Below are 23,062 nucleotides of genomic sequence, written 5' to 3'. Positions count from 1 at the left end.
CTAGAAATCGTAACGGACGCTGAGGCTATATTGGCGTGGCGGACCATAGAAGCCAATCAGCGTGCCGACCGCCGGGATGTTGTAGCCGGTGGTGCGGTATTCCTTGTCGGCCAGGTTGGTGCCCTGCAGCGAGAAGGTCCACGCATCATCCAGGCGCCAGATGACGCCGGCATTGACCAGCCCGTAACCCTGCTGGCGGATCACCGGGCTGAGATCAGTGGTCGGCCACACTTCGCTCTGGTAGCTGTAGCTCACCCGTGCCGACAGGTTGCTGCCGTTGGCCAGGTCGGTGCGGTACTCCACGTTGAACGCGCCCGAGAACTCCGGCGCGTTGGTGAACTTCATCTGCTTGGCGACATTGACGCCACGATCCATGTACTCGTCGTACTTGGTGTCCAGCCAGGCCAGGTTGCCGGAGATCAGCCAGTGCTGGCTGGGCAGATACTGGTACTCGACCTCCAGGCCCTTGACGGTACCCGCGCCGGCATTGGTGAAATCGCCGAAGAAGGAATCGTCGATGCCATCACCATTGGTATCCAGGCCAGTGAAGACCGATAGCTGGATGTCCTTGTACTTGTTGTAGAAGGCCGACAGATTGAGGAACAGGCGCTGGTCGAGGAAGGCCATCTTGCTGCCGACCTCGTAGCTGTCCACGGTCTCGTCGTCGAACGGCTCGGCCGAGCGTGGCACGGCCACAGCGTTGGCGCGGATGTTGTAGCCACCGGACTTGAAGCCACGCGTGGCCAGGCCGTAGACCATGATGTCCGGAGTGATCTGGTAGTCCAGCGAGACCTTGGGCGAGACGTTCTTGAAGTTGGTCTTCTTGTCGAAGTCCGCGGTCACCGCCACCGGGCGGCTGAAGGCCGGGTCGGCGTACAGGCGGTTCAGCACGATCGCGCGCTTGTCCTCGTCGGTGTAACGGGCGCCTACATCCAGCTTGAGTTTGCTGGTCAGGTCGAAGGTCCAGTCCGCGTACAGCGCGATGCTGTCGGTCAACACCTTGCCCTGGTTGTCGGCGAACTGCGCACTGAAGTAGTTGTTCTGGATCTGGCCGCCCGCCTCGCCACTGAACTGGTACAGGCCGACCACACCGCGCACCCGGCCGCCGGCATCGTAGTTCAATTGCACTTCGTTGCTGACCTGGTCGTCGTGATAGGTGCCACCCACGTCGGCCAGCTTGACCGGCGCGGTATCGAAGTCGATGTTGGCCTCGCTGTCCGATTCACGCTTGGCGACCACGTACTTCAGTGCAATGTCGTCGTTCGGCCGCCAGTTCACCGTGGCCGAGGCACCCTTGCTCTCCACGTTGTTGAGATTGCGCATGCCCGAGCGGATGTCGTAGCGGCTGTCCATCGGTGGATAGGCGCGCAGGAACGGATTGGGCGCCAGCATCTTCGAACCGCGCATGCCGGACTGATCGTCGATCCAGTCCAGTGCGAACTGCACGTCGAAGTCATCGCCCGCGTACGCGCCCAGGTTCAGGCGTGCCGCGTTGATCTGCTTGTCACTGACCGGCTGGCCGTTGAAGGTGTTCTCGCCAAACCCGTCGTGGTTCATGCTGGCCACCGCCACGCGGGCGCGCAGGCCACTGTCGGCGCCGCCAATCGGGCCGCCGATGGCCGCCTTCGCATCCAGCTGGCTGTAGTTGCCCACGGTGATCTGGGCGAAGCCCTCGGTCTGGGTGGGCAGGCCGCGCGAGATGTACTTGATCGCGCCGCCGATGGTGTTCTTGCCGTAGAGCGTGCCCTGCGGGCCGCGCAGCACCTCGATGCGCGAGACATCGAACACATCCAGCAGCGCACCCTGCGGGCGTGCGATGTAGACGTCATCCAGGTAGATGCCTACACCCGGATCGGCGCCCCAGGTGGGATCGGACTGGCCGATGCCGCGGATGTAGGCGGTGACCGTGCTGCTGGCGCCGCGCGCCGCGTAGATGGTCAGGTTGGGCACCTGCGCGTCCAGGTCGCTGATGTCCTGGACATTCATCTTGTCCAGCGCCTCGGAGGTAAATGCGGTGACGGCAACCGGCACTTCCTGCAGGGTTTCCTCACGCTTGCGCGCGGTGACCTTGATGCTGTCCAGGTTGGTCGGCGAAGCGGATCTGCCTGCCGTCGGTGATTCCTGTGCCAGTACCGGCCCCGTGGCCAGCAGCGCGCCGATCATGAGACTCAAACAATTCCGTTTCATTCGGTCCTCCCCCAGGCATGAGCGTGCGGATGGCCCATTGCCACCCCTGCAGCCAAGGCTAGCGGTGTCATGGGCAAGCAGCGAGTGGACCTAGGTCCAGTCGGCAGCGGCCCGTGGATGCGGATACTGGGCGCGCCCCCAACCGGAAGCGGTCCCCGGTACTCCTTCATCCACGACTCACGCACGAGGATCTGGCCATGAAATCCGGAATCGATTCGATCAAGGCGGTACTGCTGGTGTTGTGCAGCTGGCTGGCGATGGCGGGCAGCGCGGTTGCCGCTGGCCCGGCCGGGCATTGGGATATCGGCCTGTACGGCAATCTGTTCGGCGCCCGCGAGTACCAGGTATGGGTGCCGGCCGGCTATGACGACAGCCGGCCGCTGCCGCTGCTGCTGGTGCTGCATGGCTGTGTGACCGGGCCGAACCTGATGGGCGAGGCGTCAGGCTTCAATGATGTGGCCGACACGGAGGGGTTCATCGTGGTCTACCCCCGGCAGAACGTCACCTCCAATCCGGCCCGCTGCTGGAACTGGCAGCTGCCGATCAACCAGGCCCGCGACAGCGGCGAAGCATCGATCCTGGCCGGCATCGTGGACAAGGTGAAAGCGGGCTACAGCGTGGATCCGCACCGGGTCTATGTCACCGGCATTTCCGCGGGCGGCGCGATGACCTCGATCATGCTGGCCTGCTATTCGGATGTGTTCGCTGCCGGCGCCATCCATTCCGGTGGCATGTTCAAGGGTGCGACCACGATTTCCGGTAGCGCCTATGCGTTGCTGGCCGGCAGCATCTATTCGCCGGACAGCAATGGCCGTCTGGCCTGGCAGTGCTCGGGATCGCCGTCGCCGCGACCGCTGCCGGTGCTGGTGTTCCATGGCAGCGCCGATCTCACCGTCAATCCGGTGAACGGCCAGCAGGCGGTGCGCCAGTTCCTGCAGACCAATGATCTGGCCGACGACGGCCTGGACAACGACTCGGTGAAGTACGTGCCGACCAGCACCTATCACGGCCAGGTGCCGGGTGGACGTGCGTATACGGTGGATACCTACGCCTACGGTGGCAGGACGCTGGTGCAGCACTATGTTGTGCAGGGCATGGGGCATGCCTGGAGCGGCAGCCAGTCCGGCCTGCCGTTCACCGACCCGAAGGGACCGGATGCCACGCTGATCACGTGGTTGTTCCTGAAGGATCAGCAGCGCTGAGTGATCGCTGCGCCCGGGCGCAGCCTGGGCGTGCCCTTGCCAGCCGCCGGGCGCACGATCAACCGCAGGCGGGCCACGCCCGCGGTTGATCGCCTGCGTCGGGCGCCTGCAGCCAGGCCCCGCGTTCGGCGAGGAAGCGCTTGGGCGGGGCGCCGACCGCCTTGCGGAACATGGTCACGAAGGCGCCAGCGCTGTCGTAGCCAAGGTCATCGGCAATGGACTGCACCGTCCTGCCCCTTGCCAGCATCGGCAGGGCAACCATCACATGCATCTGCTGCCGCCAGCGCCTCACGCTCAATCCGGTTTCAGCGCAGAACAGGCGGGACATGTTGCGCTCGCTCATTCCAATCCGGCCGGCCCACAGGTCGAGCGTTGCGCGCTCGGCCGGTGCAGCCAGCATGGCATTGGCCAGGGCGCGCAGTCGCGGCTCGGAAGGCATGGGCAGGTGAAGCCACTCCGGCGGCGCCGCAGCAAGCTCATCCAGCAGCACGGTCATCAGCCGGGCATGGGCGCTGCCGTCCTCGTACTGCAGCGGCAGGCGTGCGGTGCGTTGCAGCAGGGCATGCATGAACGGGGTGATCGCCATCGCGAAGCAGTGGGCTGGCAATCCCGGAACCGCCTCGGGATCAATGAACACGACGAACCCATGGGGTTTTCCGCTGCTGCTGGCGCGGTGGGTCAACCCGCCGGGAATCCAGATCGCCCCCTGCGGCGGCACCACCCACAGGCCGGCTGGCGACTCTAGCGTGATCAGGCCATGCGTGGCCACCAGCAGCTGCGCTTTCCGATGCGAATGAAAGTCCATTTCCCACGCATCCGGGATCGGGTCCAGTTCGAACACCATGACCGTCTGCGCGACCCGATCCGGGTAATCGGCGCCCACGTCATTGCGCCCGGCAACCGCCTTGGTCACGCCTGCACCTGCGCAACCCTGGTCGGCCGGGCGCCACAGCGTGCCTCACTCCTCATCACGGGCCTGCCCGGGTTCATGTCGGTGCCAGACGCAGATGAATCCCATCAGGACGTGAATGATGGGCAGACTACTGTGTGTTGCTTCAGTGGCGGGGGCGGTGTCATTCATGCGGGCATCCTCTGGAACCGAGGAGGGGAAGCGTATTCGGCGGGCCGGAGACCGTCATTCGACAGTTCCGCCAGGTGATTCACCAATCCGGCCATCTCTGTCGACGTGGCCCCAGGGAAGGGAGGGTTCGGCCCAGGATTACAGCGCCGGAACCGTGATCCTCTGCAGGTCGAGCTTGGCCCTCAGAGCGTAGTGCTTGCGGGTGACCGGTACCACGCAGGTCAGGCGCGGGTCGACATAATCCTTGAACAGCGGCGGCCGCGGCGAAGACAGGTAGAACCCGCGATCCTGCTTGACCGCCGCCGGCAGCAGAACCTCGCTGAGGTCGCTGTCGGAGGCATCGGTGACGAGGCAGGGCGCATGGCGGAACCCGAGCCGGCGCAGCAGGTACAGGCGATGGGAGCCATTGGTCAGCACCATGCGCCTGCCGAACCGGGTGGCGCTGATCAGGTTGTCACTGAAACCCAGATAGATGACGACGGCGTGGCTGGCTGCGCCGAACGGCTCGTAGTCGGCGATGGCAGCCGGATCGAGGGTCGCCACATCGAGGAAGCGCAGGTCGTTCGAGGTGGACGCGAAGGTGTAGCTGCCATCGGACTGGGTGAAGCGCACTTCCGGATGTGCATGGCTGCCGCTGCGCGCGACAAGCTGCATGACCTCCTGCGCGCTGGGCGAGGCGGTCAGGGATGCCGCCAACTGGTCGATGTGACGCAGGTTGATGCACTCCTGGAAGATCACCAGTCGATCGATCTCGACCATCTGCCAACTGCGTGGCAGAACACTCGTCATCCGGTGCATCGAGGGTTGTCGCAGCGCCTGCTCAGCCAGCGGCAGCATCTCATCCGGTAACGCATGGACATTGATGGCGTCGGCCTCACCGGCTTCCTCCTGCTGCAGCCTCAGCACCTCGGCACGTGCCGTCCGCCATTCCTCCACCAGCGCAGCCTCGTCGAAGCGTCCCGGTGGGCAACGCTCCCGTACGAAACGGATGAACTTCGGCAAGGGAAACATCCCTTTCAGCAGAAGCGTGGGATCCAGGCCGTCGTCTCTGATCTCGCTGCTCATCCCTCTCGCCTCTCGTGGGTCATATCGACAACGGGCCACTGGCGTCATTCGTCACGCCAAAATAATATGTTATATCGTAACATTCAGGTGCCTTGGCGGCAATCGCCCTGCAATGTCGCGGCGATGGTGGCTTGGCTGCTCCGTATCCAATGCAACGCGATCCAACGCAATGCGCGGGTACATCCACTGACGATAGGAGATGTTCATGAACGAGCTGATTGAGCTGGGTGTAGTGGCAGGACAGCAGAACCCTGAGGATCAGGGCATGGGTGGCGAACTGATCGAGCTGGGCTCGGTGGTTTCGGAAACGAAGGCGCACAACCACGGCACGTTGTGGGATGGCGTGTTCCCGACCACGTCGCCCTGATCTACCGCGCAATGTCGCATCTGCGGTGCATGCCCTGCATGCACCGCTTCTCCGGTTCCGGCGCAGGAGCGCATGATGGAGCAGGCTGCCGCCCCGTATTTCCTGTCAAAGCACGCCCACGTCTGTGTCACCGGCGATGCGATGGTGATTCTGGACCAGGCCACGGGAAAGTATCTTTCCCTTGAAAAACGCGGCGCCGCAGGCCTTGGCAAGCTCGTTCTCGATTGGCCCCTGCAGTCCGATGACGCAAGCACGCCAAGGCTTCTGCAGGCCTTGATCGACCGCCGCCTGATCACCGCGGATCCGCAGCAGGGGAAATCCGCTGCCAGCCCTGCCATTGCGCTGCCTCGGTACTGGGCGCGCGAAGGCGCGCCGCGAGGCCGTCCGCCCATCATGGCGTGCGACCTGCGTCGATTCATCGCCTCGTGCGCCTATGCCGCCTGCAGCAGAACGTTCCTTCCTTTCAGTTCCACGGTGTCGGCCGTGCGCCGTCGGGCGGATCGCGGCCACAGCCGGCCGGTAAGCGCTGAAGAACTGGCCCTGCGGGTGCGGGTGTTCGACTGGCTTCGACCCCTGGCCTTCAGGAAAACCGATGAGTGCTTTCTCTACTGCCTGGCGATGCGCGGATTCCTGTCGAACTACGGCATCGTTCCGGCCTGGGTGTTCGCCGTCAGAACCCAGCCGTTCGCCGCGCATTGCTGGCTGCAGCACGGCGATCAGGTGTTGACCGACATTCCCTTCAACCTGCGCCGGATGGTTCCCATCCTGGTGCTGTAACGAAACCTGCCATGTACCGATACATCGCCGTGCTCTGGAACACCCACTCGGAATCCGCGACGGCGCAGGCGGAACGCATCGTGGAAAGGATCGGCGCCAGGCTGCCCGGCATCGCCTGCGTGTTGAACGACAACGGCGCGGCGATCCATGTGCAGAGCGACAACCACGGCTATTTCGAATGCGATCGCTCGAACGCGCTGGTGGTACTGGGCAAGCTATTCCACAAGACGTTCGGCGAAGGCAAAGTGCCTTGCTGCGTGAACCTGGATCCCGCAACAGCGGACGCCGCCTGCAGCAGCCAGGGCCGCAGCATCGTAGAACATTACTGGGGCCGCTACGTGGCGTTCGGCTTCCAGCAGGAAACGTCGAGCTGGTTCGTCCTGCGCGATCCCACTGCGGAGATCCCGTGCTATATGACCACGGTGGGCCAGTTGACGCTGGTCTTCTCCAACATGGAAGACTGCCTGATGCTGGGTCTGCGCGAATTCAGCGTTGACTGGTCCTTCCTGTCGTACTCGCTGCTGTATCCGTTTCGTGATGGCCTGCAGACCGGCTTCCAGGAGGTCACGGCGGTCGAAGCGGGTGAAGCGGTTTCCATCCTCGATGGTGAGCCGGTGGGCCGGCACTGCCAGTGGGACGTGGTGCGGCTGGCCCGCGACGCGCCGATCGAAGATCTTCAGCAAGCCGTGTCGCTGGCGCGTTCCACGCTGCTGGGCTGCATCGGTGCACTGGCCAGCCCGCACCGGCGCATCCAGCTGCAGCTGTCGGGCGGTCTGGATTCCTCGATCATCCTGGCCGGCCTGTTGCAGGCGCCGTCGGCACCGGAGGTGACGTGTGTTCACCACTACGATGAGGGCATCGGCGCCGACGAACGGCTGTTCGCGCGGATGGCAGTGCAAGGGGCCAGTGATTCCTCGGGCAGGCGTTGCGAATACATCGAGTACCGAAGGCAACCTCACTGCGCGCTGGAAGAGATCATGACCTTCCCGCGTACAGCCCGGCCGGCGCATTGTTCCGGCTATCTTCTCCACCGCCGTGACGTGGCCTTCGACGGTGACACCGTGCAGTTCACCGGTGTTGGCGGTGATGCGGTGTTCCTGCGTTTCAAGGGCAATGCCGCTGCGATCGACTACGCCTGGCGGCGCGGCATCGACCGGGATTTCTTCCGCGTCGCCTTCGAAACCGCGCAGTCCGGCGATTCACTGTACGGCGTGCTGAAGGATGCGATGGTCCATGGTCTGCTCAAGCGGCCAGGCAGCATCAATGGCCGTTGGGGCAAACCCTGCCCATGGGTGCGGGTGGACCGCGCCGAACAGGATGGCATGCAGCCGGCCTGGTTGCGGCACGCGCAGGCGCAGGGGCATCGCGTATCACCCTACAAGCTGGCCCATATTGGCCGCATGGTGTTTCCGACCAGCGTCCTTGATCCCTTCGAAGGTGCAGGCCACTGGCATGGCGTATCGCCGATCAGTGCGCAGCCGCTTGTCGAACTGTTCGCGCGCATTCCGCTGCACCTGCTCATCGCGGACGCGGAAGACCGCACCATCGCGCGGCGTGCAATGAAAGGCCTGTTGCCAGAGGTGCTGCTGTCGCGGAAGGTGAAATCCTATCTGGATGATCACTCCGTGGCGGTCACCCAGGGGCACCAGCAGTTCATCAGGAATCTGCTGGTTGACGGTATGCTGGCCAAGCGCGGCTATCTCGACAGCGCGCTGGCCGATGCGGGCATCCAGCAGGTCAGCCCGGACCACTCGTCGCAGGTGCTCGGCATCTTCGGCCCGCAGATCAACATCGAAGCGTGGCTGCGGCGGTGGTCAGGCGGGCATGGCGCGCAGGCGGCCGCCGTGGCCTAGGTGCTGCGGCTCATCTCTTCCAGGTACAGGCTCTCAAGATCGTTCGCGGTGATCGTGCTGGCATCCAGTGTCCTGCGCAGGCGACCGGCCCGCATCAGGCCGATCGTGGTCGCCACCTCACGGGCACGGAACAGATCGTGGGTGGCCATCAGGATCGCTGTGCCGCGATCGCGTTCCCGCACGATCAACTCATGGAATTCGGCTGACGCTGTAGGGTCCAGGCCCGAGGTGGGTTCATCCAGCAACAGAGCCCTGGCTTCCTTGACGATGGCCAGTGCGATGCCGACCTTCTGCCGCATGCCCTTGGAATAGAGGCCCACGCGTCGCCCGAATGCGTCGGTCGCCAGACCAGCGGACCTGAGTGCGTCCTTCAACCGCGCTGGCGAGCGTTCCTCGACACCGGCCAGGCGGGCGAAGTAGTCCAGATTCTCGTAGCCGGTCAGCTCGTCGTACAGCGCCACGGTTTCGGGGATGTACAGCAGCCGCCGGCGTACCTCCCGCGGCTGCTGGTGCGCACTGAGACCGTCCACTTCGGCCGCACCGGAGGTGGGTTTCAGAAAGCCAAGAAACAGCTTGATGGTGGTCGACTTGCCGGCGCCGTTGGCGCCCAGCAGGCAGAAGATCTCGCCGGGCTTCACCTCGAAGCTGACGTCATCCAGCGCCCGATGTGCACCGTGTTCCATGACCAGGCTTTTTGCAGACAGCATGTGGACGTCTCCTCAGGGCGTTGCCAGCCGGCTGCGCAATGCACCGGCTGCAAGCAGGACAAGCAGGGTGGCAATGATCAGTGCGGCGAGATCGGCCAGGACACCACGTTGGGCGACGCCGGCTGTTTCGTGGAACTGGAAGCGGGGCAGGGTGTCGTACTCTTCGAAGGTCTGCGGCGCGTCACGATCCAGATAGGCCTTGTGCAACAGCCGCCGCGCCTGCCAGAAGGAGTGGACCTGCCCCTGGAAGTCGAGCGCGCGGTCGGCATCCGAGCCTGCGATGCGGTCGAGCGCGTCCTGTGTCACGACGGCCGGCAGCAGCAGCCGCACCTTGTCCAGAACCTGGCGATGTGCGGCCTCGGCCTGCGCATGCGAGGCGATCAGACGTTCCAGTTCCCGGTCAGCTGCAACCCGATCGGCGTAGGCCTGGCGCACAGTGTCGGAGATGACGGGGGACGGCGAATTCACTGGTGCCGACGTCGCATGCTCGCGCTGCTGGCGCGTGGCGATATCGGACTGCATCGCCTTTACTTCGGTGGCGAACTGCATCTGTGACGGCGGCGGCGCGATCAGATTCGCCGTGGCCAGCGCCAGCGACGGTGCCATGACCACGATCAGCAGCCACAGCGCGCCGGCGGCGATGGCCGCCTCGGTGGTGCGGCGGGCAAGGCAGCCGATCAGCAGTGCAAGGGCCAGCCAGAACGCGCCGTACAGGAGGACGGTCAGGGCCAGCATGGCCAGGCCCGCAGGACTGCGCGCGCCGGCCCCGATCGTCACCGCCAGGAGGATGGCCAGTGCGGGCAGCAGCACCATCACGCCACGGGCCAGCACCTTGACCACCAGCAGGCGCGTTGCCGACACCGGCTGTGACAGCACCAGCGCCGCGATGCCGCGTTCGCGCTCACGGGACCACAGATCGTGGGTGGCCACGAGAATGACCAGCGGCAGCAGGAAGACGATGACGAAGGCGAGGTCGAACCGTCCCGCAGCCCGTGCCGCTGGATTGCCGATGTCGGCCCAGACGTGCTTGAGCAGCTGGGTCGGATCGCCCAGCGCGACCACATCGGCGGTGTAGGGGTAGGCGTCTGCCTGGCCGATCGACAGCGGTGCCATGGCGGCAGGCGCCAGCACCGGCTGGGCGCGGGGCAGCACCGAGGGCGCCTTGCCGACGAATGCCCGGCTGCGTTCCTTCGTCTGTTGTTCTTCCTGCTTGATCAGGGCGATGGCCGCCTCCCGCTGGTCCACCCATGCGCGGCCGTTCCACGCGGCGTAGGCACCCAGCCCGAGCAGCAGGACAAGCAGCACTGGCAGCGCTCGATCGCGCAGCAATCGGCGGATCTCATAGCGGGCAATCGACACAACGTTCATGGCGATCTCCCCAGCTTCCGAGCGGAGATGAGCACCACCACGCAACCCAGCATCAGCCAGACCAGCAGAATGACGAGATTTCCGCGCTGCGCGGCAGCGGTACCGGCCAGGGTCTGTTGCGGCGGCCGGTAGTGCACTGAACGGGTGATGCCGGCGATGTCGGCCACATGCTTCCCGCCTTGTGGTGCCTTGTGCAGTTTCACTTCCTGGTTGAGTGCCTGGATCAACCGATAACGGTAGTCCTCCACGCCGCGCAGGAACGCCAGATGCGCCGGGAAATCCGTGCCGGCGAAGGCGCGCGACCAGGACTGGAGCGCCAGCGTCGGCGAGGCAAGGCCAAACAGGCGCTGGGTGGCGTCCTGCTGCTGGTAGGTGGCATGCAGGCGATCGAAATGGCGGTTGTAGACGCGCGTCGAGTTGGCCTCGGCAAACTCCAGCGCGACACCGCGGAAGTTCAGCGGCAGGTCGTCAACGCTGTCGACCCGGTAGCGCGCCATCAACGCCGTGCGCAGGGCATCAAGGCGTTTGTCGGCCGGGTCATGGCCATCCGCGCCGTTCTCCGCTTCTTCGGTCACGCCGGTCCTGAACGCCGGTGCCGAAGGGGTCGGGTACAGGGATTCGGCAACCGCAGGCGCCACCCTCGGCAGCAGCAGCGTGGACACCACCCAGAAGCCGAGCAGCACGACCAGTGACGTCCGTGCCGAGCCGGCAAGTGCCGACACCCCCACGGTAAGTGCACAGAACACCAGCAGATAGAGCAGGTAGGCGGCCGCCAGTGCGAGCAGGGCGGCAAGATCCGTGGCGTCGCCGTACTGGATGGACAGCCCCGGAAGACTGATCAGCAGCATGGCCAGCACCAGCAGCAGCGAGGCGGCCACCAGGGCAATCAAGCGTCCACAGATCAGCACGCCGGCCGAGGCGCCGGTGCCGAGTTCCTGGCGCAGCGTCTCGCGGGCCACATCGCCGGACAGTGTGGCGAACCCGGCCAGGATGATCAGCAGCGGCGCCACCACCTGCAGCGCCCACGCCGCAGAGAAGCCCTCGAAGCGGCTGAGTGCGGTGCCACCATCCACGGCACGGTGCCGGGCCGGGTTCTGCGCGTGGCCTTCGATGAACACCGAGGTTCCCAGGTAATCCGTCAGCCCCGGGTCCAGTGCAGCCAGTGGCCGCACGGGGGCAGCAATGGCACGCCCCACATGTGCGGCGCTATGCGGGTCGATTGTGCCCTGGCTGTCCCAGAGCCGCGCCTCTTCCTCGCTCATTGCCTGGCGCTCCTGCGCCTGCAGGGTCAGGCGTGCAGCACCACCGAGCACCGATGCTCCCGCAATCAGCAACAGGGCAAGGGCGAGCCACAGCACGCGCCGCTCGCGCCACATCAACGTGAGCTGGGTTGCCGCAACAGCAAACGCCTGCTGGATGGCCATGACGGACCGGGACAAGGCAGGGGCTTCGGCGCGCATGGCGGCTTACCAGCGGTGGGTCAGCGACATGGACAGGAAGCGGCCCAGCGCTGTCGCATTGGTGGGGTCGTAGCCGGTGTTGATGCTGTTGACGATGAACGGCGGATCCCGGTCGAGCAGGTTCTGCACGTTGAACGCAAGCGAGGTGCCACGCTGCGGGTCCGCCGATGCACCGAAGTGGTAGGCGAGGTTCAGATCTACGGTCGTCCAGGAGCTGACGTGGGGCCGGGCGACATTGGCGGGGTCGCGATAACTGTCCACGTAGTTCACGAAGATCCCCGCCGCGGCCTGCTGCCGGCTCAGCGCGATGCCACCGCGCATCTTGAGGTCCACCGGGTAGTAAACCGAATTCACCGCATCCACCTCGGGCGACGTACTGGTCACGCGCCGCTTCGACTCGATGATGTACTGCCCGGCCAGGTTCAGCCCGATGTGGGTCTGGCCGGCATCGAAGCCATACGATCCGCTGAAGTCGACACCACGCTGCCAGGTGAAGGCGTTGTTGCGGAAGCGGTTGTCGAGGATCACCTGGCTGTTGGTTTCGTCCATGCCTGGCGGCAACGCATACGGCCCCACGCGCGAGACGAACAGGCCCAGCCCCGATACGCCCAGCTGGCGTGCCTGCTGGATCTGCTGCTGCGTGGGATTGGTGGTCAGGATGTCTGCGTAAGGTGCGGTGGACTGCAGGAACAGCGACGGGAAGCTGCCGCCGAAGCCGCTGCCGATACGGTCGGCGTATTCGATGTGGAAGTAGTTCGCATCGATCTTGAGCCCCGGCAGCGACGGCGGCGCGAACGAGAAACCGCCGGTCCAGGTCTTGGCCCGTTCGGGGCCCAGATCGGGATTGCCATTGGAGAGCATCATCAGGATGGTGTTGCCATTGGCTGCACTCGGGTTGGGCACGTTCGCCACCACCACGGTGTTGTTCAACTGCATGTCCTGGTACACCGGCGCCCGGTAGGAGCGGCCGTAGCTGGTACGGAACGAAAGCCCCTGGGTCGCCTCCCACAGCAGGCCGAACTTGGGGTTCAGCGTGGAACCGAAATCGCTGTAGTCGTCATAGCGCGCTGCGGCGGTCAGGGACAGGCTGCGCACGCCTGGCAGATCCTTCAGCAGCGGAACGTTGAGCTCGGCAAAGGCTGATCTCACGGTGCGCTGCAGGTCGAGCGGCTTTTCCAGGCCGCGGTGATCGATCAGTTCATAGCCATCGCGGCGGTAGCCCGCGCCGAATGCCGCGCGAACCCCACCGGCGGGCAGGCTGAACAGCTCACCGTCGGCGACCAGGTCCAGGTAACGCGATTCGGAGTTGGTATTGGTGGGCGGCGCGGTACTGGCCGAGCTGCCGGTGATGGTGGTGCGCTGATAGGACACATCGCTCCTGCCGAACCCCGAATCCAGGCGCGCCTGCCACTGACGCGGAAGGTCCAGTGTCAGGCCGGCGAACAGGTCGAACTGGCGCGTATGCGGGAACAACCGGGTTTCGTCGGCCGTGCCGGAAATGGTGGTGTCCATCTCGCGCTTGGCGAACGAGCCGGTCACGTTCAGGGTCAGCACATCGCTGAGCTGCTGAACGCCGTCCACGTACAGGCTGTGGCGCTTCGAACCGGGGTAGAGGTCGTACGGCTTGACCCGCACGTTCTTCGAGAAATCCTTGTCCACCGCCGGCAGGTTGCTCTGCTTCAGGAACTCGTAGCTGGCCAGCACATGGCCACCATCCCACGACCAGCCTGCCGACTGCGAGGCCTGGTATTCCTCCATGCCGCCGGTGGTCACGGCGCCGTAACGCACAGCGGTCTCACACCCGGTGAAGTCGCGGCGCAGGATGATGTTGACCACACCGCCGACCGCATCGGTGCCATAGATGGCCGAGGCACCATCGGTGAGGATCTCAACGCGTTCCACCGCACTCAGCGGTATCAGCGAGACATCCACGTACTGGTAGCGGTTCGACGAGGTCACGCGATGGCCGTTGATCAGGGTCAACGTGGTGCCGGTTCCCAGGCCGCGCAGGTTGATGGCGGTGCCCTGGCCGAAGTTGTTGCCGGTATCGCGGTCGACGCCGAGGTTGGCGACGTTGGCACCATTGGCGCCACCGCCGAAGTTCTGCGGCAGTTTCTCGAACAGCTGCTGCACGGTGGCCACGCCGGTGCGGTCGATGGCCTCCTTGTCGATCACGATGATCGGCGAGGCGCCTCCGCCAATGGCATCGCGGATGTTGCTGCCGACCACCAGCACCTTGTCCAGGGTGGCGGTCGGCGCCTCGGGCGCTGCGCCTGCGGCCCGCGAACGCCGGGCATCGCCGGGGTTCTGGGCGATCGCAGGCACGCTGGCCAACAGTGCAGCGGCAATGCTGAGGGCCATGAGCGCGCGTGGCATGGCAGCGGATACGTTCGTCATTCCCCGGTCCATCGATCCCATCCGAAAGTGGCCTGCGACGTGGCTACGTCGCTCCTGAATAGATATATTATATCATAGCCTTCTGGGGTTGAGTCCACGCCGGAACCAGGCCAATGAAGAAGACTGCTGTTCCGCCGCCCGTCGCTGAAATCCTGGGCGCGTACTGGAAGGCTGACCGCAGGCTGCTGCTGCTCATCGCCGGCAGTGTCGTGCTGTCCAGCCTGGCCAATGTTGCGGCGCCCTATCTTTTCTCACGCCTGATCGACCGTCTGCCCATCGACGGGGTCGGCGCTCTCGCGGGCGGCTTCCTGCTTTATGCGGTCATGCTTGGCGCTGGCAGCGCCCTGCAGAACACCGTGCAGTACCTGTCGTTCCTCAGTGGCGAGAATCTCGGCTTCATCACCAACACCCGCTACTTCGCCCGTCTGCTGAAGAAGACCAACAGCTTCTTCCTGGAGTACAACGCCGCCGAGCTGCAGGTTGCAGGGGAGAAAGGCCGTGGCGCGCTGAAGATCGTGGTGCAGTTGGGGCTGGTGGCCTTCATTCCCAGCGCGCTGCAGATCCTGCTGACGCTGATAACGCTTGGTGCGTTGATCAACCTGCAGGTGGTGGCCATCGTGCTGGCCTACGGCACGGTAGCCGTCACGCTTTCCGCAATCGCTACCCGGCGCGCACGCATCCATCGCGAAGCTGCGGTCGAGGCCGGCCAGCAGAACGCGCGCTTCGTCGGCAATGCCATGAATGCCATGGAGACGCTGCGCCAGTTCGGCGGCAGCGCCTGGATGGTGCAGCGCTTCGAGCAGAAGGCCCAGGAGGTGCGCGACAGCTGGCGCGCCTACGTACTGCAGCGGATCGGCTTCATTGCGCTGCTGGGCATCGGCCTGGCGGTCGAGTTCATCGTTACCTTCCATCTGTTGCTGCCGCGCTACCAGAGCGGCGGTCTGAGCGTCGGCGACATCGTCCTGTTCAATCTGCTGCTGCTCCAGCTCAACATGCCGTTCGAGATGATCGCCCGTTCGATCGATGACGTCGCGCGCTCGTGGAGCATGCTGGCTCCGCTTTCCACCTTGTGGGCGGCGCCCGAGGAGCAGCAGGTGGCCGATGCCCAGCGCTTCGCCGGGGAAAGCGGTGGCCTGGAGTTCCAGCAGGTCAGCCACCGCTATGGCAACGGTCGCGGGGTAAGCGATGTGTCCTTCGAGGCCGAACGTGGCGGCATCAATTTCCTGATCGGGCCGACCGGGGCAGGGAAGTCGACGCTGTTCAAGCTCGCCCTGAAATCGATCGATCCCCAGCGTGGCCGGATCCTGGTCGATGGGCTTGACCTGTCCCGGATCGACCGTGCGGCCTGGCATGCCGCTGTCGCGGTGGTTCCGCAGGATGTCATCCTGCTCAACGAAAGCCTGGCCGACAACATCCTGTTGGGGCGCGCACGCGATGATGATCGGCTGCAGCGTGCCGCACGCAAGTCTGCGATCCTGCCGTTGATCGAGGCGCTGCCCGAGGGCCTTGAAACCACCGTGGGCGAGCGGGGCCTGAAGTTGTCCGGTGGGGAACGCCAACGCATCGCGATTGCCCGTGCCCTGTATGGCGAGCCGGCGATCCTGTTTCTGGACGAGGCCAGCTCCGCGCTGGATGAGGCCACCGAACGCGAGATCATGGACCACATCCGCGCACTGGCGAACGATGTAACCGTGGTGGCCATCACCCATCGGCGAGGCATCGTGAGCCCGACTGACCGGGTGATTGATCTCGGGGGCGATGCTTAGGGCCAGGAGGCGCTCCGCAGCCAGCGTGTTCGTCTCGACAATCGGCTATCGTGAGCGCTCTTTCCTGATCGCCCTTCAAGCGCCAACGCATGGAAGCCACTTCGATGACCGTTCGAAACAGACGTTGGTTTCATGCCTTCGTCGTGTCCGTCGTACTCCTTGGTACCGGATGCACGGGTGGGAAGTCGCCATCGAAGGAACCGGGAGCAGAGATCGACGAGGTCGCGCAGACCCTGATCGAGCAGCCCTTGCTGCACTCGGCTTCCATCGGCGTGGTGTACCGGGGCAGGACCTTCATCCGCCATCGCGGCGACATGGTGGCCGGTACAGCCGGCGCGCCGACCGATGCCACGCTCTATGAGATCGGCTCACTGAGCAAGACGCTGGCCGGCACCTTGATGGCCAATGCGGTGCTGGAAGGCAGGGTGGGCCTGGAGGATGACGTTCGCACCTACCTGCAGGGCGACTATCGCAACCTGCAGTACCAGGGCCAACCCATCCGCGTCCGCCACCTGCTGTCGCACACCAGTGGCCTGCCGAACATGCTGCCGGAGCGCGCGAACACGGTACTGGAGGACTTTACCGATCACCGCACGCCGGGCGAGCTCAATGCGCTCTACGCGCACTACGGCAAGCCGGATTTCCTCCGGGACCTGCACACTGTGCAGATCCCGCGGATGCCAGGCAAGGAATACGCCTACTCCAGCGCAGGGACCGAGCTGGCGGCGCATGTTCTGGAGGTGGCCTACAAGACCGACTACGCGTCACTGCTGCGTGGCTTCTTCAACGACTCCGCGGCGATGACCAGCCTCCGGATCAGGCTGGATGATGCCGAAGCGCCGCGGTTGGCGGCCGGCTATCACAGCGACAATCCCGTACCGACCACGCCGATGCCACAGTTGCCATGGGGCGCTTCCGGCAACGTCAAAGCAACCGTCCCGGACATGGTGAAGTACCTTCAGTTCCAACTGGCCAATGGGCCGGTGGTAAAGGAATCGCATCGCGCCCTGGCCAGATTCGACGACGAGTTCAGCATCGGCTACTTCTGGAACATCGTCGCCGGCGATCGCCAGAAGGGCGTCTACTATGCCCATCACGGTGGCGTACCGCGCTCACAGTGCTACATCTACATCATGCCCGAGCACGATCTGGGCATCTTCGTGATCACCAACCAGAGTGGCGACCAGACCGCGCATGCCATGGAAGCGGCGATCGATGCCCTGGTCGGGAAGATTGCTGCAGGCAAGACCCCATAGTCCGGGTGGCGCCCGGCAGCCCCCGGCTAGAGCAGCAACAGTGCCCCGATCAGCGCAGGCGGCATCACCAGCGCGCCGACGCGCAGGAAGTCGAGCGCGCTGACATGCTCGCCCTCGCGGCGCAGCGCCACCAGCCACAGCATCGTGGCCAACGAGCCGGTCACCGACAGGTTGGGGCCCAGGTCCACGCCGACCAGCAATGCGGCGCGGGTCTGTGCCGGCAGGTCGGCCATCTGGCCCAGCGAGCCAGCGGCCAAGCCGACCGGCAGATTGTTGGCCACGTTGCTCAGCAACGCCGCCGCGCCACCGGCCAGCCAGCTGGCCTGGTGTGGGGAGGCTTGCGCTACGGCCTGCAGCGCGCTGGCTGCAGTCTGGATGGCGCCGGTCTGGGCAACCGCTTCCACCAATACGAACAGGCCGGCCACCAGCGGCAGTACGCCCCATGACACATGGCGCAGCAACGGCAACGGACTGCGCCGCTGGCGCATCGCCACCACCGCCACACTCAGCGTGCCTGCGCAGAACGTGGTCAATCCGAGCGGGCCGTTCAGTGCGGAGGTCACCAGCAGCACGGTGCCGGTGAGCAACACTCCCAGCGCGCTCAGCCGGCCGCCTTCGGTCAGCGGGCGATGCGCCGGCGCCGCCACCAGCGGCTGCGCGATCTCGCGCCGATGCACCCAGCGCAGCACCAGATAGGTGGCGCCGATCGCGGCCAGCGACGGCAGCGCGAACTGTGCCAGCCACTGCATCAAGGGCGGCATGTGCTGGCCGTACACCACCAGGTTGGCCGGGTTGGAAATGGGCAGCACGAAGCTGGCCGCATTGGCGATGAACGCACAGACGAACAGATAGGGCAGGGGGTTGGCACGGGCCGCCTTGCAGGCGGCGTAGACCGCCGGGGTCAGCACCACCGCCGTGGCATCGTTGGAAAGAAACACGGTCACCAACGTGCCGACCAGGAACACCAGGTCGAACAGGCGTCGTCCCGAGCCACCTGCGTGGCGGACCGCGTACAGCGCCAGCCAGGCGAACAGGCCCTCGCGCCGGGCCAGCTCGGCCAGCACCATCATGCCGACCAGGAACAGATAGACATCGCGGCCCTCGGCCACCGCGTGCAAGGTCCTGCCGAACGACACCGCTCCCAGCAGTGGAAGCAGAAGGGCAGCCCCCAGTGCCCACACATATTCCGGAATGCGGAACGGCCGGAACAGCAGGCCGACGGTGGCAACGGCCACGGCCGCCCAGATGAGGAAAGAGGAGTAGGAAACGAGCATCGGGCGGGGTGTCTCAGCGGCGCCGACGCGTACCTCGCAGGAGCGCGCCCGCTGCAATCACGGCAGTTCGGGGAAGGCGGCATCATACTCCGTGAGCCGCGCCCGAGCTGTGGAGCCCAGCCCATGCTTGTCTGCTTGCCGCGTGCCCCCGGCACCCACGCTCCGCGAACGTTTTCTTCGGGCGCTCTTCACCGTCGCTCCGCTTAGAGTGAAGGCCACTCAAAGTGTCACGCATGGAATCAACGATGTCCGAATACCGGGACTGGATCTTCAATGCCAACGGCCGAACCCTGGTGGCCCGGGTGGAGCTGGATGGCGACGGCGGCGGCACCATCAACCGCTACCAGTTGACTCCGGGTCCCGCGCAGTCCGGGCTGTGCATCAAGGTAGCCTCGCAGGCCGAAGCCGCAAAGAAGCTCGAAACCGAGGTGGAGAAGCTGCTCGGCCCAGAGTGGTGAGAGGGCTTCGCTACGGCAGAAGCGTTGAGAGGTCGCCAGCGCAAATCCGCAATCTCATTCCATGCGACGGCCGACCGTATTCTTCGGGCCATGCATTCACCCTCCAGCCCTCCCGATTTCATGACCGCTACCCGGCCCTCCGGCTGGGTGCAGAGCGGTGACCGCTGGGACCTGTGGTGGAACGGCCGCTGTGTGGCCAACGTCGTGCCGCATGCCGTGCTCGGCGTCCGCCTGTTCCTCGACGCGCGGAAAATGTCACAGACCAAGGTGGTGGCTGCCGCGAATGCGCGGCAGGCCAAGCGCTACGCCGAACGCTGGTGCGCCGCCCGGCTCTGCCCGCAGTTGCGGTTGCGCGATGCGGTGGCGCGGCTGGTAGATACCGGTGCTCCATCACCTCCGGCGCCTACGCGGGAGCAGCGGCAGCAGGCCCGCCGCCTGGCCGAGGCCGGGGCGCGCGAGATGGGCCGGATCAAGGAGGCGCTGGCGCTGAGACGGACCCCTGCGATGTCGCGAGCGCAGGAGCAGGCACGCCCGCTACCCAGATAGAACCTCGGCCACGTGGTCCTGCGCGCACCTATAATGCCGCCCCCGGCCCCGATCACTTGCTGATCGAGGCACCTGCCGGGTCTACCTGCGGCATCCATCTGGAGTTGATCAAGAATGCAGACGTTCACGGAAGAATGGATTGGCGCCCTGCGGCGCGTCGCACTCTGTGCGGGACTGGCTGCCCTGGCCTGCAGCACGCCGGCACTTGGCAATGACAACGCAGCCGAGCGGGATCGCGTGATGGCTGCGGCGAAGACCGGCAACGCGGAAGCCCAGAATGAACTTGGGGACAGGTATCTGCGCGGCGCAGGCGTCGACAGGGACGCAGCGAAGGCAGCGGACTGGTACCGCAAGGCGGCCGATCAGGGCTATGCGCCGGCACAGTCCATGCTGGGTGTGCTGTATCTGCGAGGCAATGGCGTGCCGAAGGATTCCGCTCAGGCCCTGCACTGGGTACGCAAGGCTGCCGATCAGGGCAATGCGGACGCAGAGTCCGATCTCGGGATCATGTACCTGCAGGGCCTGGGCCCGCAGCAGGATGATGCCCAGGCTGTCCTGTGGCTCCGCCGAGCCGCTGAACTCGGCTCGCCGGCCGGGCAGTACAGCCTTGCCAATCTCTATCAGAAGGGACGCGCCGGCCTCACGAAAGACGAGGCCCAGGCCATGCAGTGGTATGCCAGGGCAGCCGTGCAGGAGCTCGGCCTAGCGGGAGTCAAGGAGGCCCGTCTGGAGCTGTGCCTGAATCACAAGGAGAACGAGGTGTGGTGTGCCGAGATGGACACGCCCGGCGCATTTGGCCCGGTTGAAGCACTCACAGCGGCTGCCGATGGCGGTGATGTGGAGGCGCAGACCAGGCTCGCCCTGATGCATGCCAAGGGTATCAGCGTAGAGAAGGATGAGGCCCGATCCGCCGACCTGTATCGCAAGGCGGCAATGGCGGGCTACGCGCCTGCACAGGCCGAGCTGGGATACCTGTACTCCATCGGGCGTGGGGTGCCCAAGGACCAGGATGAGGATATCTACTGGACCTGTGAGGCTGCAGCGCAGGGAAACCGCAGGGCGATCCGCAATCTGGCCATCAAGCAGACCTACGATCTGTTCGATCCGAAGCAGTGCCCCGAGCGGCGCGCGCGCAAGCGCTGAGTGCCGATGCGTCCGGACCCCGCACAGAGGTCCGGACGCTGATCTCTTTCAGCGACTACGCCGAAAGCTCCTCACGCACGATCCTGGCCCCTTCGCTGAGCGCACGCAGCTTGCCCCGTGCCACGTCACGGGCCAGCGGCGCCATGCCGCAGTTGGTGCTCGGGTAGAGCTTGTCGGCATCCACGAACTGCAGCGCCTTGCGCAGAGTGTTGGCCACTTCCTCGGCCGCCTCCACCGTGCTGGAGGCCACGTCGATGGCGCCCACCATCACCTTCTTGCCGCGCACCAGCTCGATCAGGTCGATCGGCACGTGCGAGTTGTGGCATTCCAGCGAGATGATGTCGAGGTTGGAGGTCTGCAGCTTCGGGAACGACTCTTCATACTGGCGCCACTCCGAGCCCAGCGTCTGCTTCCAGTCGGTGTTGGCCTTGATGCCGTAGCCGTAGCAGATGTGCACGGCGGTCTCGCACTTCAGTCCTTCGATCGCACGCTCCAGTGCGGCCACGCCCCAGTCGTTCACTTCGTCGAAGAACACGTTGAAGGCGGGCTCGTCGAACTGGATGATGTCGACGCCAGCGGCTTCCAGCTCCTTCGCTTCCTCGTTGAGGATCTTCGCGAATTCCCAGGCCAGCTTCTCGCGGCTCTTGTAGTGCGCGTCGTACAGGGTGTCGATCATGGTCATCGGGCCGGGCAGGGCCCACTTGATCGGTTGCGTGGTCTGCCGGCGCAGGAACTTCGCATCCTCCACGAACACCGGCGTGGGGCGGCTCACGGCGCCGACCACGGTCGGCACGCTGGCGTCGTAGCGGTTGCGGATGCGCACGGTTTCGCGCTTCTCGAAATCGACGCCGTTGAGGTGCTCGATGAAGGTGGTAACGAAGTGCTGCCGGGTCTGCTCACCGTCGCTGACGATATCGATGCCGGCGTGCTGCTGTTCCTGCAGGGACAGGCGCAGGGCATCCTGCTTGCCTTCGGTCAAGCTTTCATCCTGCAGTTTCCAGGGCGACCAGAGCTTTTCGGGCTCCGCCAGCCAGGAGGGCTTGGGCAGGCTGCCGGCGGTGGAGGTAGGGAGCAGTTTCTTCGTCGACATTGCGTTCTGTGTCCTGGGGCGAATGGAGAATCGGTAAATCAGCGGGCAGCCCACTGCTCAAGCACGGCGCGATACGGCTTGATGAAGTGCTCTTCGGTGAATTTGCCCTGCTTGACCGCCAGCTGGCTGCGCTCTTCGCGGTCGTAGACGATGCGGGTGGAGGAGTAGTCCTGGTGCTTCAGGCTGGGCTGGTAGACCTTGCCGGCCACGGAGTTGGCGTTGTAGATCTCCGGGCGATAGATCTTCTGGAAGGCCTCCATCGTGCTGATGGTGCCGATCAGTTCCAGGTTCGAGTAGTCGCCCAGCAGGTCGCCGCGGAAATAGAAGGCCAGCGGCGCAACACTGCCCGGCGGCATGAAATAGCGCACCTGCAGGCCCATCTTGTCGAAGTACTGGTCGGTGGGGGAGAACTCGCCTTGCCGGTACTCCACGCCCAGGATGGGATGGTGGTTCTCGGTACGATGGTAGGTCTTGCTGCTGGAGACGCTGATGCAGATTACCGGCCCCTTGCTGAAATTGGCGCGGTAGGCCTCCGATTCCAGGAAGTGCTGGAACAGCTTGCCGTGAAGATCACCGAAGCCTTCCGGAATGCCGAAGGTGGCCTTTCCCTCGTTGCTGGCCGGCAGTACCACGCTGAAGTCGTAGTCGCGCACATAGGACGAGAAGTTGTTGCCGACGATGCCTTCGGTGCGCGTGCCGGTACGCGTGTCGACGATGGTCGGCCGCAGCACTTCGATCAGCGGGAACGGATCGCTGCCGTCGGCTCCATCGATGTGCATCTCCACCGAGATGATGTCCAGCTCAACGGCGTAGCGGTCCGCACTCGGGTTGTCCCAGTGCGCCAGGTCGTTGAAGCGATTGTTGATCATGCTGATCGTGTTGCGCAGGTTCTCCTGGCGGGACTCGCCGCGAGCCAGGTTGGCGAAGTTGGTGGTGATGCGCGTGCCGTCAGCGGGCTGGTAGTCCTCGTTGAAAGGGATGCGCGTGATGCTGAAGGTGAAGTTCTCGGTCGTCATGGGCGGCGTTCCGGGTTGCGGGGGTGACATCCGAATGCGGGTCGCTGGC

At 65.0% G+C, this 23,062-nt stretch carries 19 protein-coding genes; 9 read left to right on the top strand and 10 right to left on the bottom strand.

The genetic code is table 11. The features are described 5' to 3' along the window. Nucleotides 1–2,163, bottom strand: coding sequence for a TonB-dependent receptor (locus tag ACZK3J_RS12110; RefSeq protein ID WP_478476981.1), 2,163 nt, complete (start codon nt 2,161–2,163; stop codon nt 1–3). Nucleotides 2,164–2,384: 221 nt separating this feature from the next. Here ACZK3J_RS12110 and ACZK3J_RS12105 point away from each other — a divergent pair, with 221 nt between their 5' ends. Further along, the gene (locus ACZK3J_RS12105; RefSeq protein WP_134951567.1) at nt 2,385–3,389 is read left to right on the top strand and encodes an extracellular catalytic domain type 1 short-chain-length polyhydroxyalkanoate depolymerase; all 1,005 of its coding nucleotides are present in this window, start codon (nt 2,385–2,387) and stop codon (nt 3,387–3,389) included. A 58-nt stretch (nt 3,390–3,447) separates the two neighbouring features. Here the strand turns inward: ACZK3J_RS12105 and ACZK3J_RS12100 are convergent, their stop codons facing one another. Continuing rightward, nucleotides 3,448–4,302 (bottom strand): AraC family transcriptional regulator, encoded by an 855-nt coding sequence (locus ACZK3J_RS12100; protein ID WP_277778404.1) that lies wholly within the window; start codon nt 4,300–4,302, stop codon nt 3,448–3,450. A 306-nt stretch (nt 4,303–4,608) separates the two neighbouring features. Continuing rightward, nucleotides 4,609–5,583: a hypothetical protein gene (locus ACZK3J_RS12095; protein WP_478475849.1), complete on the bottom strand. Its 975-nt coding sequence runs from the start codon at nt 5,581–5,583 to the stop codon at nt 4,609–4,611. Nucleotides 5,584–5,740: 157 nt separating this feature from the next. Between ACZK3J_RS12095 and ACZK3J_RS12090 the strand changes: the two genes are divergently transcribed. The 3 genes from ACZK3J_RS12090 (at nt 5,741) to ACZK3J_RS12080 (ending at nt 8,532) form a co-directional block, all read left to right on the top strand. Continuing rightward, nucleotides 5,741–5,902, top strand: a complete 162-nt coding sequence (locus tag ACZK3J_RS12090) for a hypothetical protein (RefSeq protein ID WP_162292259.1) — start codon at nt 5,741–5,743, stop codon at nt 5,900–5,902. A gap of 75 nt (nt 5,903–5,977) precedes the next feature. After that, nucleotides 5,978–6,679: a lasso peptide biosynthesis B2 protein gene (locus ACZK3J_RS12085; RefSeq protein WP_423162349.1), complete on the top strand. Its 702-nt coding sequence runs from the start codon at nt 5,978–5,980 to the stop codon at nt 6,677–6,679. Between the two features lie 11 nt (nt 6,680–6,690). Beyond that, on the top strand, nt 6,691–8,532 hold the full coding sequence (locus ACZK3J_RS12080; protein WP_478475848.1) for an asparagine synthase-related protein: 1,842 nt from the start codon (nt 6,691–6,693) through the stop codon (nt 8,530–8,532). Here ACZK3J_RS12080 and ACZK3J_RS12075 read toward each other — a convergent pair. Genes ACZK3J_RS12075 through ACZK3J_RS12060 form a run of 4 tightly spaced genes read right to left on the bottom strand, consistent with a single transcriptional unit; the run spans nt 8,529 to nt 14,464 of the window. Continuing rightward, nucleotides 8,529–9,239 (bottom strand): ABC transporter ATP-binding protein, encoded by a 711-nt coding sequence (locus ACZK3J_RS12075; RefSeq protein ID WP_478475847.1) that lies wholly within the window; start codon nt 9,237–9,239, stop codon nt 8,529–8,531. The genes ACZK3J_RS12080 and ACZK3J_RS12075 overlap by 4 nt on opposite strands. 12 nt (nt 9,240–9,251) lie before the next feature. After that, nucleotides 9,252–10,607 (bottom strand): ABC transporter permease subunit, encoded by a 1,356-nt coding sequence (locus ACZK3J_RS12070; protein WP_478475846.1) that lies wholly within the window; start codon nt 10,605–10,607, stop codon nt 9,252–9,254. Next, entirely contained in the window at nt 10,604–12,046 is a 1,443-nt protein-coding gene (locus tag ACZK3J_RS12065) for a DUF3526 domain-containing protein (protein ID WP_478475845.1), read from the bottom strand. Before ACZK3J_RS12065 ends, ACZK3J_RS12070 begins: the two co-directional genes overlap by 4 nt. Before the next feature lie 27 nt (nt 12,047–12,073). After that, nucleotides 12,074–14,464, bottom strand: coding sequence for a TonB-dependent receptor plug domain-containing protein (locus ACZK3J_RS12060; protein ID WP_478475844.1), 2,391 nt, complete (start codon nt 14,462–14,464; stop codon nt 12,074–12,076). A 113-nt stretch (nt 14,465–14,577) separates the two neighbouring features. Between ACZK3J_RS12060 and ACZK3J_RS12055 the strand changes: the two genes are divergently transcribed. Both ACZK3J_RS12055 and ACZK3J_RS12050 read left to right on the top strand, forming a co-directional pair. After that, nucleotides 14,578–16,230 (top strand): ABC transporter ATP-binding protein, encoded by a 1,653-nt coding sequence (locus ACZK3J_RS12055; RefSeq protein ID WP_107431953.1) that lies wholly within the window; start codon nt 14,578–14,580, stop codon nt 16,228–16,230. Nucleotides 16,231–16,373: 143 nt separating this feature from the next. After that, the gene (locus ACZK3J_RS12050; protein ID WP_478475843.1) at nt 16,374–17,486 is read left to right on the top strand and encodes a serine hydrolase domain-containing protein; all 1,113 of its coding nucleotides are present in this window, start codon (nt 16,374–16,376) and stop codon (nt 17,484–17,486) included. A gap of 26 nt (nt 17,487–17,512) precedes the next feature. On the opposite strand, the gene ACZK3J_RS12045 is transcribed toward ACZK3J_RS12050, so the two are convergent. Beyond that, nucleotides 17,513–18,760 (bottom strand): arsenic transporter, encoded by a 1,248-nt coding sequence (locus tag ACZK3J_RS12045; protein ID WP_478475842.1) that lies wholly within the window; start codon nt 18,758–18,760, stop codon nt 17,513–17,515. Nucleotides 18,761–19,005: 245 nt separating this feature from the next. Here ACZK3J_RS12045 and ACZK3J_RS12040 point away from each other — a divergent pair, with 245 nt between their 5' ends. The 3 genes from ACZK3J_RS12040 (at nt 19,006) to ACZK3J_RS12030 (ending at nt 20,907) form a co-directional block, all read left to right on the top strand. Beyond that, on the top strand, nt 19,006–19,218 hold the full coding sequence (locus ACZK3J_RS12040) for a hypothetical protein (RefSeq protein WP_012511105.1): 213 nt from the start codon (nt 19,006–19,008) through the stop codon (nt 19,216–19,218). A 24-nt stretch (nt 19,219–19,242) separates the two neighbouring features. Further along, the gene (locus ACZK3J_RS12035; RefSeq protein ID WP_478475841.1) at nt 19,243–19,764 is read left to right on the top strand and encodes a hypothetical protein; all 522 of its coding nucleotides are present in this window, start codon (nt 19,243–19,245) and stop codon (nt 19,762–19,764) included. Between the two features lie 114 nt (nt 19,765–19,878). Beyond that, nucleotides 19,879–20,907 carry an SEL1-like repeat protein gene (locus ACZK3J_RS12030; RefSeq protein ID WP_478475840.1) on the top strand — a complete coding sequence of 343 codons (1,029 nt, stop codon included), beginning with the start codon at nt 19,879–19,881 and terminating at the stop codon, nt 20,905–20,907. A gap of 55 nt (nt 20,908–20,962) precedes the next feature. On the opposite strand, the gene ACZK3J_RS12025 is transcribed toward ACZK3J_RS12030, so the two are convergent. Next, nucleotides 20,963–21,997, bottom strand: a complete 1,035-nt coding sequence (locus ACZK3J_RS12025; protein WP_049461148.1) for a methionine synthase — start codon at nt 21,995–21,997, stop codon at nt 20,963–20,965. Nucleotides 21,998–22,035: 38 nt separating this feature from the next. Then, nucleotides 22,036–23,013 (bottom strand): DUF1852 domain-containing protein, encoded by a 978-nt coding sequence (locus ACZK3J_RS12020; protein WP_049461150.1) that lies wholly within the window; start codon nt 23,011–23,013, stop codon nt 22,036–22,038. Nucleotides 23,014–23,062: the final 49 nt, after the last annotated feature.

The sequence above is a fragment of the Stenotrophomonas sp. 86428_Sma genome (assembly GCF_056481585.1).
Note: the sequence above shows the minus strand (reverse complement) of the source record. Positions and strands in the feature narration are given on the sequence as shown.

What these genes read in the sequence shown, in the direction of transcription:
- ACZK3J_RS12055 (WP_107431953.1), top strand. Translation starts at nt 14,578, where the DNA reads ATGAAGAAGACTGCTGTTCCGCCGCCCGTCGCTGAAATCCTGGGCGCG.
- ACZK3J_RS12025 (WP_049461148.1), bottom strand. Translation starts at nt 21,997, where the DNA reads ATGTCGACGAAGAAACTGCTCCCTACCTCCACCGCCGGCAGCCTGCCC.
- ACZK3J_RS12060 (WP_478475844.1), bottom strand. Translation starts at nt 14,464, where the DNA reads ATGACGAACGTATCCGCTGCCATGCCACGCGCGCTCATGGCCCTCAGC.
- ACZK3J_RS12040 (WP_012511105.1), top strand. Translation starts at nt 19,006, where the DNA reads ATGTCCGAATACCGGGACTGGATCTTCAATGCCAACGGCCGAACCCTG.
- ACZK3J_RS12090 (WP_162292259.1), top strand. Translation starts at nt 5,741, where the DNA reads ATGAACGAGCTGATTGAGCTGGGTGTAGTGGCAGGACAGCAGAACCCT.
- ACZK3J_RS12030 (WP_478475840.1), top strand. Translation starts at nt 19,879, where the DNA reads ATGCAGACGTTCACGGAAGAATGGATTGGCGCCCTGCGGCGCGTCGCA.
- ACZK3J_RS12075 (WP_478475847.1), bottom strand. Translation starts at nt 9,239, where the DNA reads ATGCTGTCTGCAAAAAGCCTGGTCATGGAACACGGTGCACATCGGGCG.
- ACZK3J_RS12080 (WP_478475848.1), top strand. Translation starts at nt 6,691, where the DNA reads ATGTACCGATACATCGCCGTGCTCTGGAACACCCACTCGGAATCCGCG.
- ACZK3J_RS12045 (WP_478475842.1), bottom strand. Translation starts at nt 18,760, where the DNA reads ATGCTCGTTTCCTACTCCTCTTTCCTCATCTGGGCGGCCGTGGCCGTT.
- ACZK3J_RS12105 (WP_134951567.1), top strand. Translation starts at nt 2,385, where the DNA reads ATGAAATCCGGAATCGATTCGATCAAGGCGGTACTGCTGGTGTTGTGC.
- ACZK3J_RS12110 (WP_478476981.1), bottom strand. Translation starts at nt 2,163, where the DNA reads ATGATCGGCGCGCTGCTGGCCACGGGGCCGGTACTGGCACAGGAATCA.
- ACZK3J_RS12095 (WP_478475849.1), bottom strand. Translation starts at nt 5,583, where the DNA reads ATGACGCCAGTGGCCCGTTGTCGATATGACCCACGAGAGGCGAGAGGG.
- ACZK3J_RS12085 (WP_423162349.1), top strand. Translation starts at nt 5,978, where the DNA reads ATGGAGCAGGCTGCCGCCCCGTATTTCCTGTCAAAGCACGCCCACGTC.
- ACZK3J_RS12020 (WP_049461150.1), bottom strand. Translation starts at nt 23,013, where the DNA reads ATGACGACCGAGAACTTCACCTTCAGCATCACGCGCATCCCTTTCAAC.
- ACZK3J_RS12070 (WP_478475846.1), bottom strand. Translation starts at nt 10,607, where the DNA reads ATGAACGTTGTGTCGATTGCCCGCTATGAGATCCGCCGATTGCTGCGC.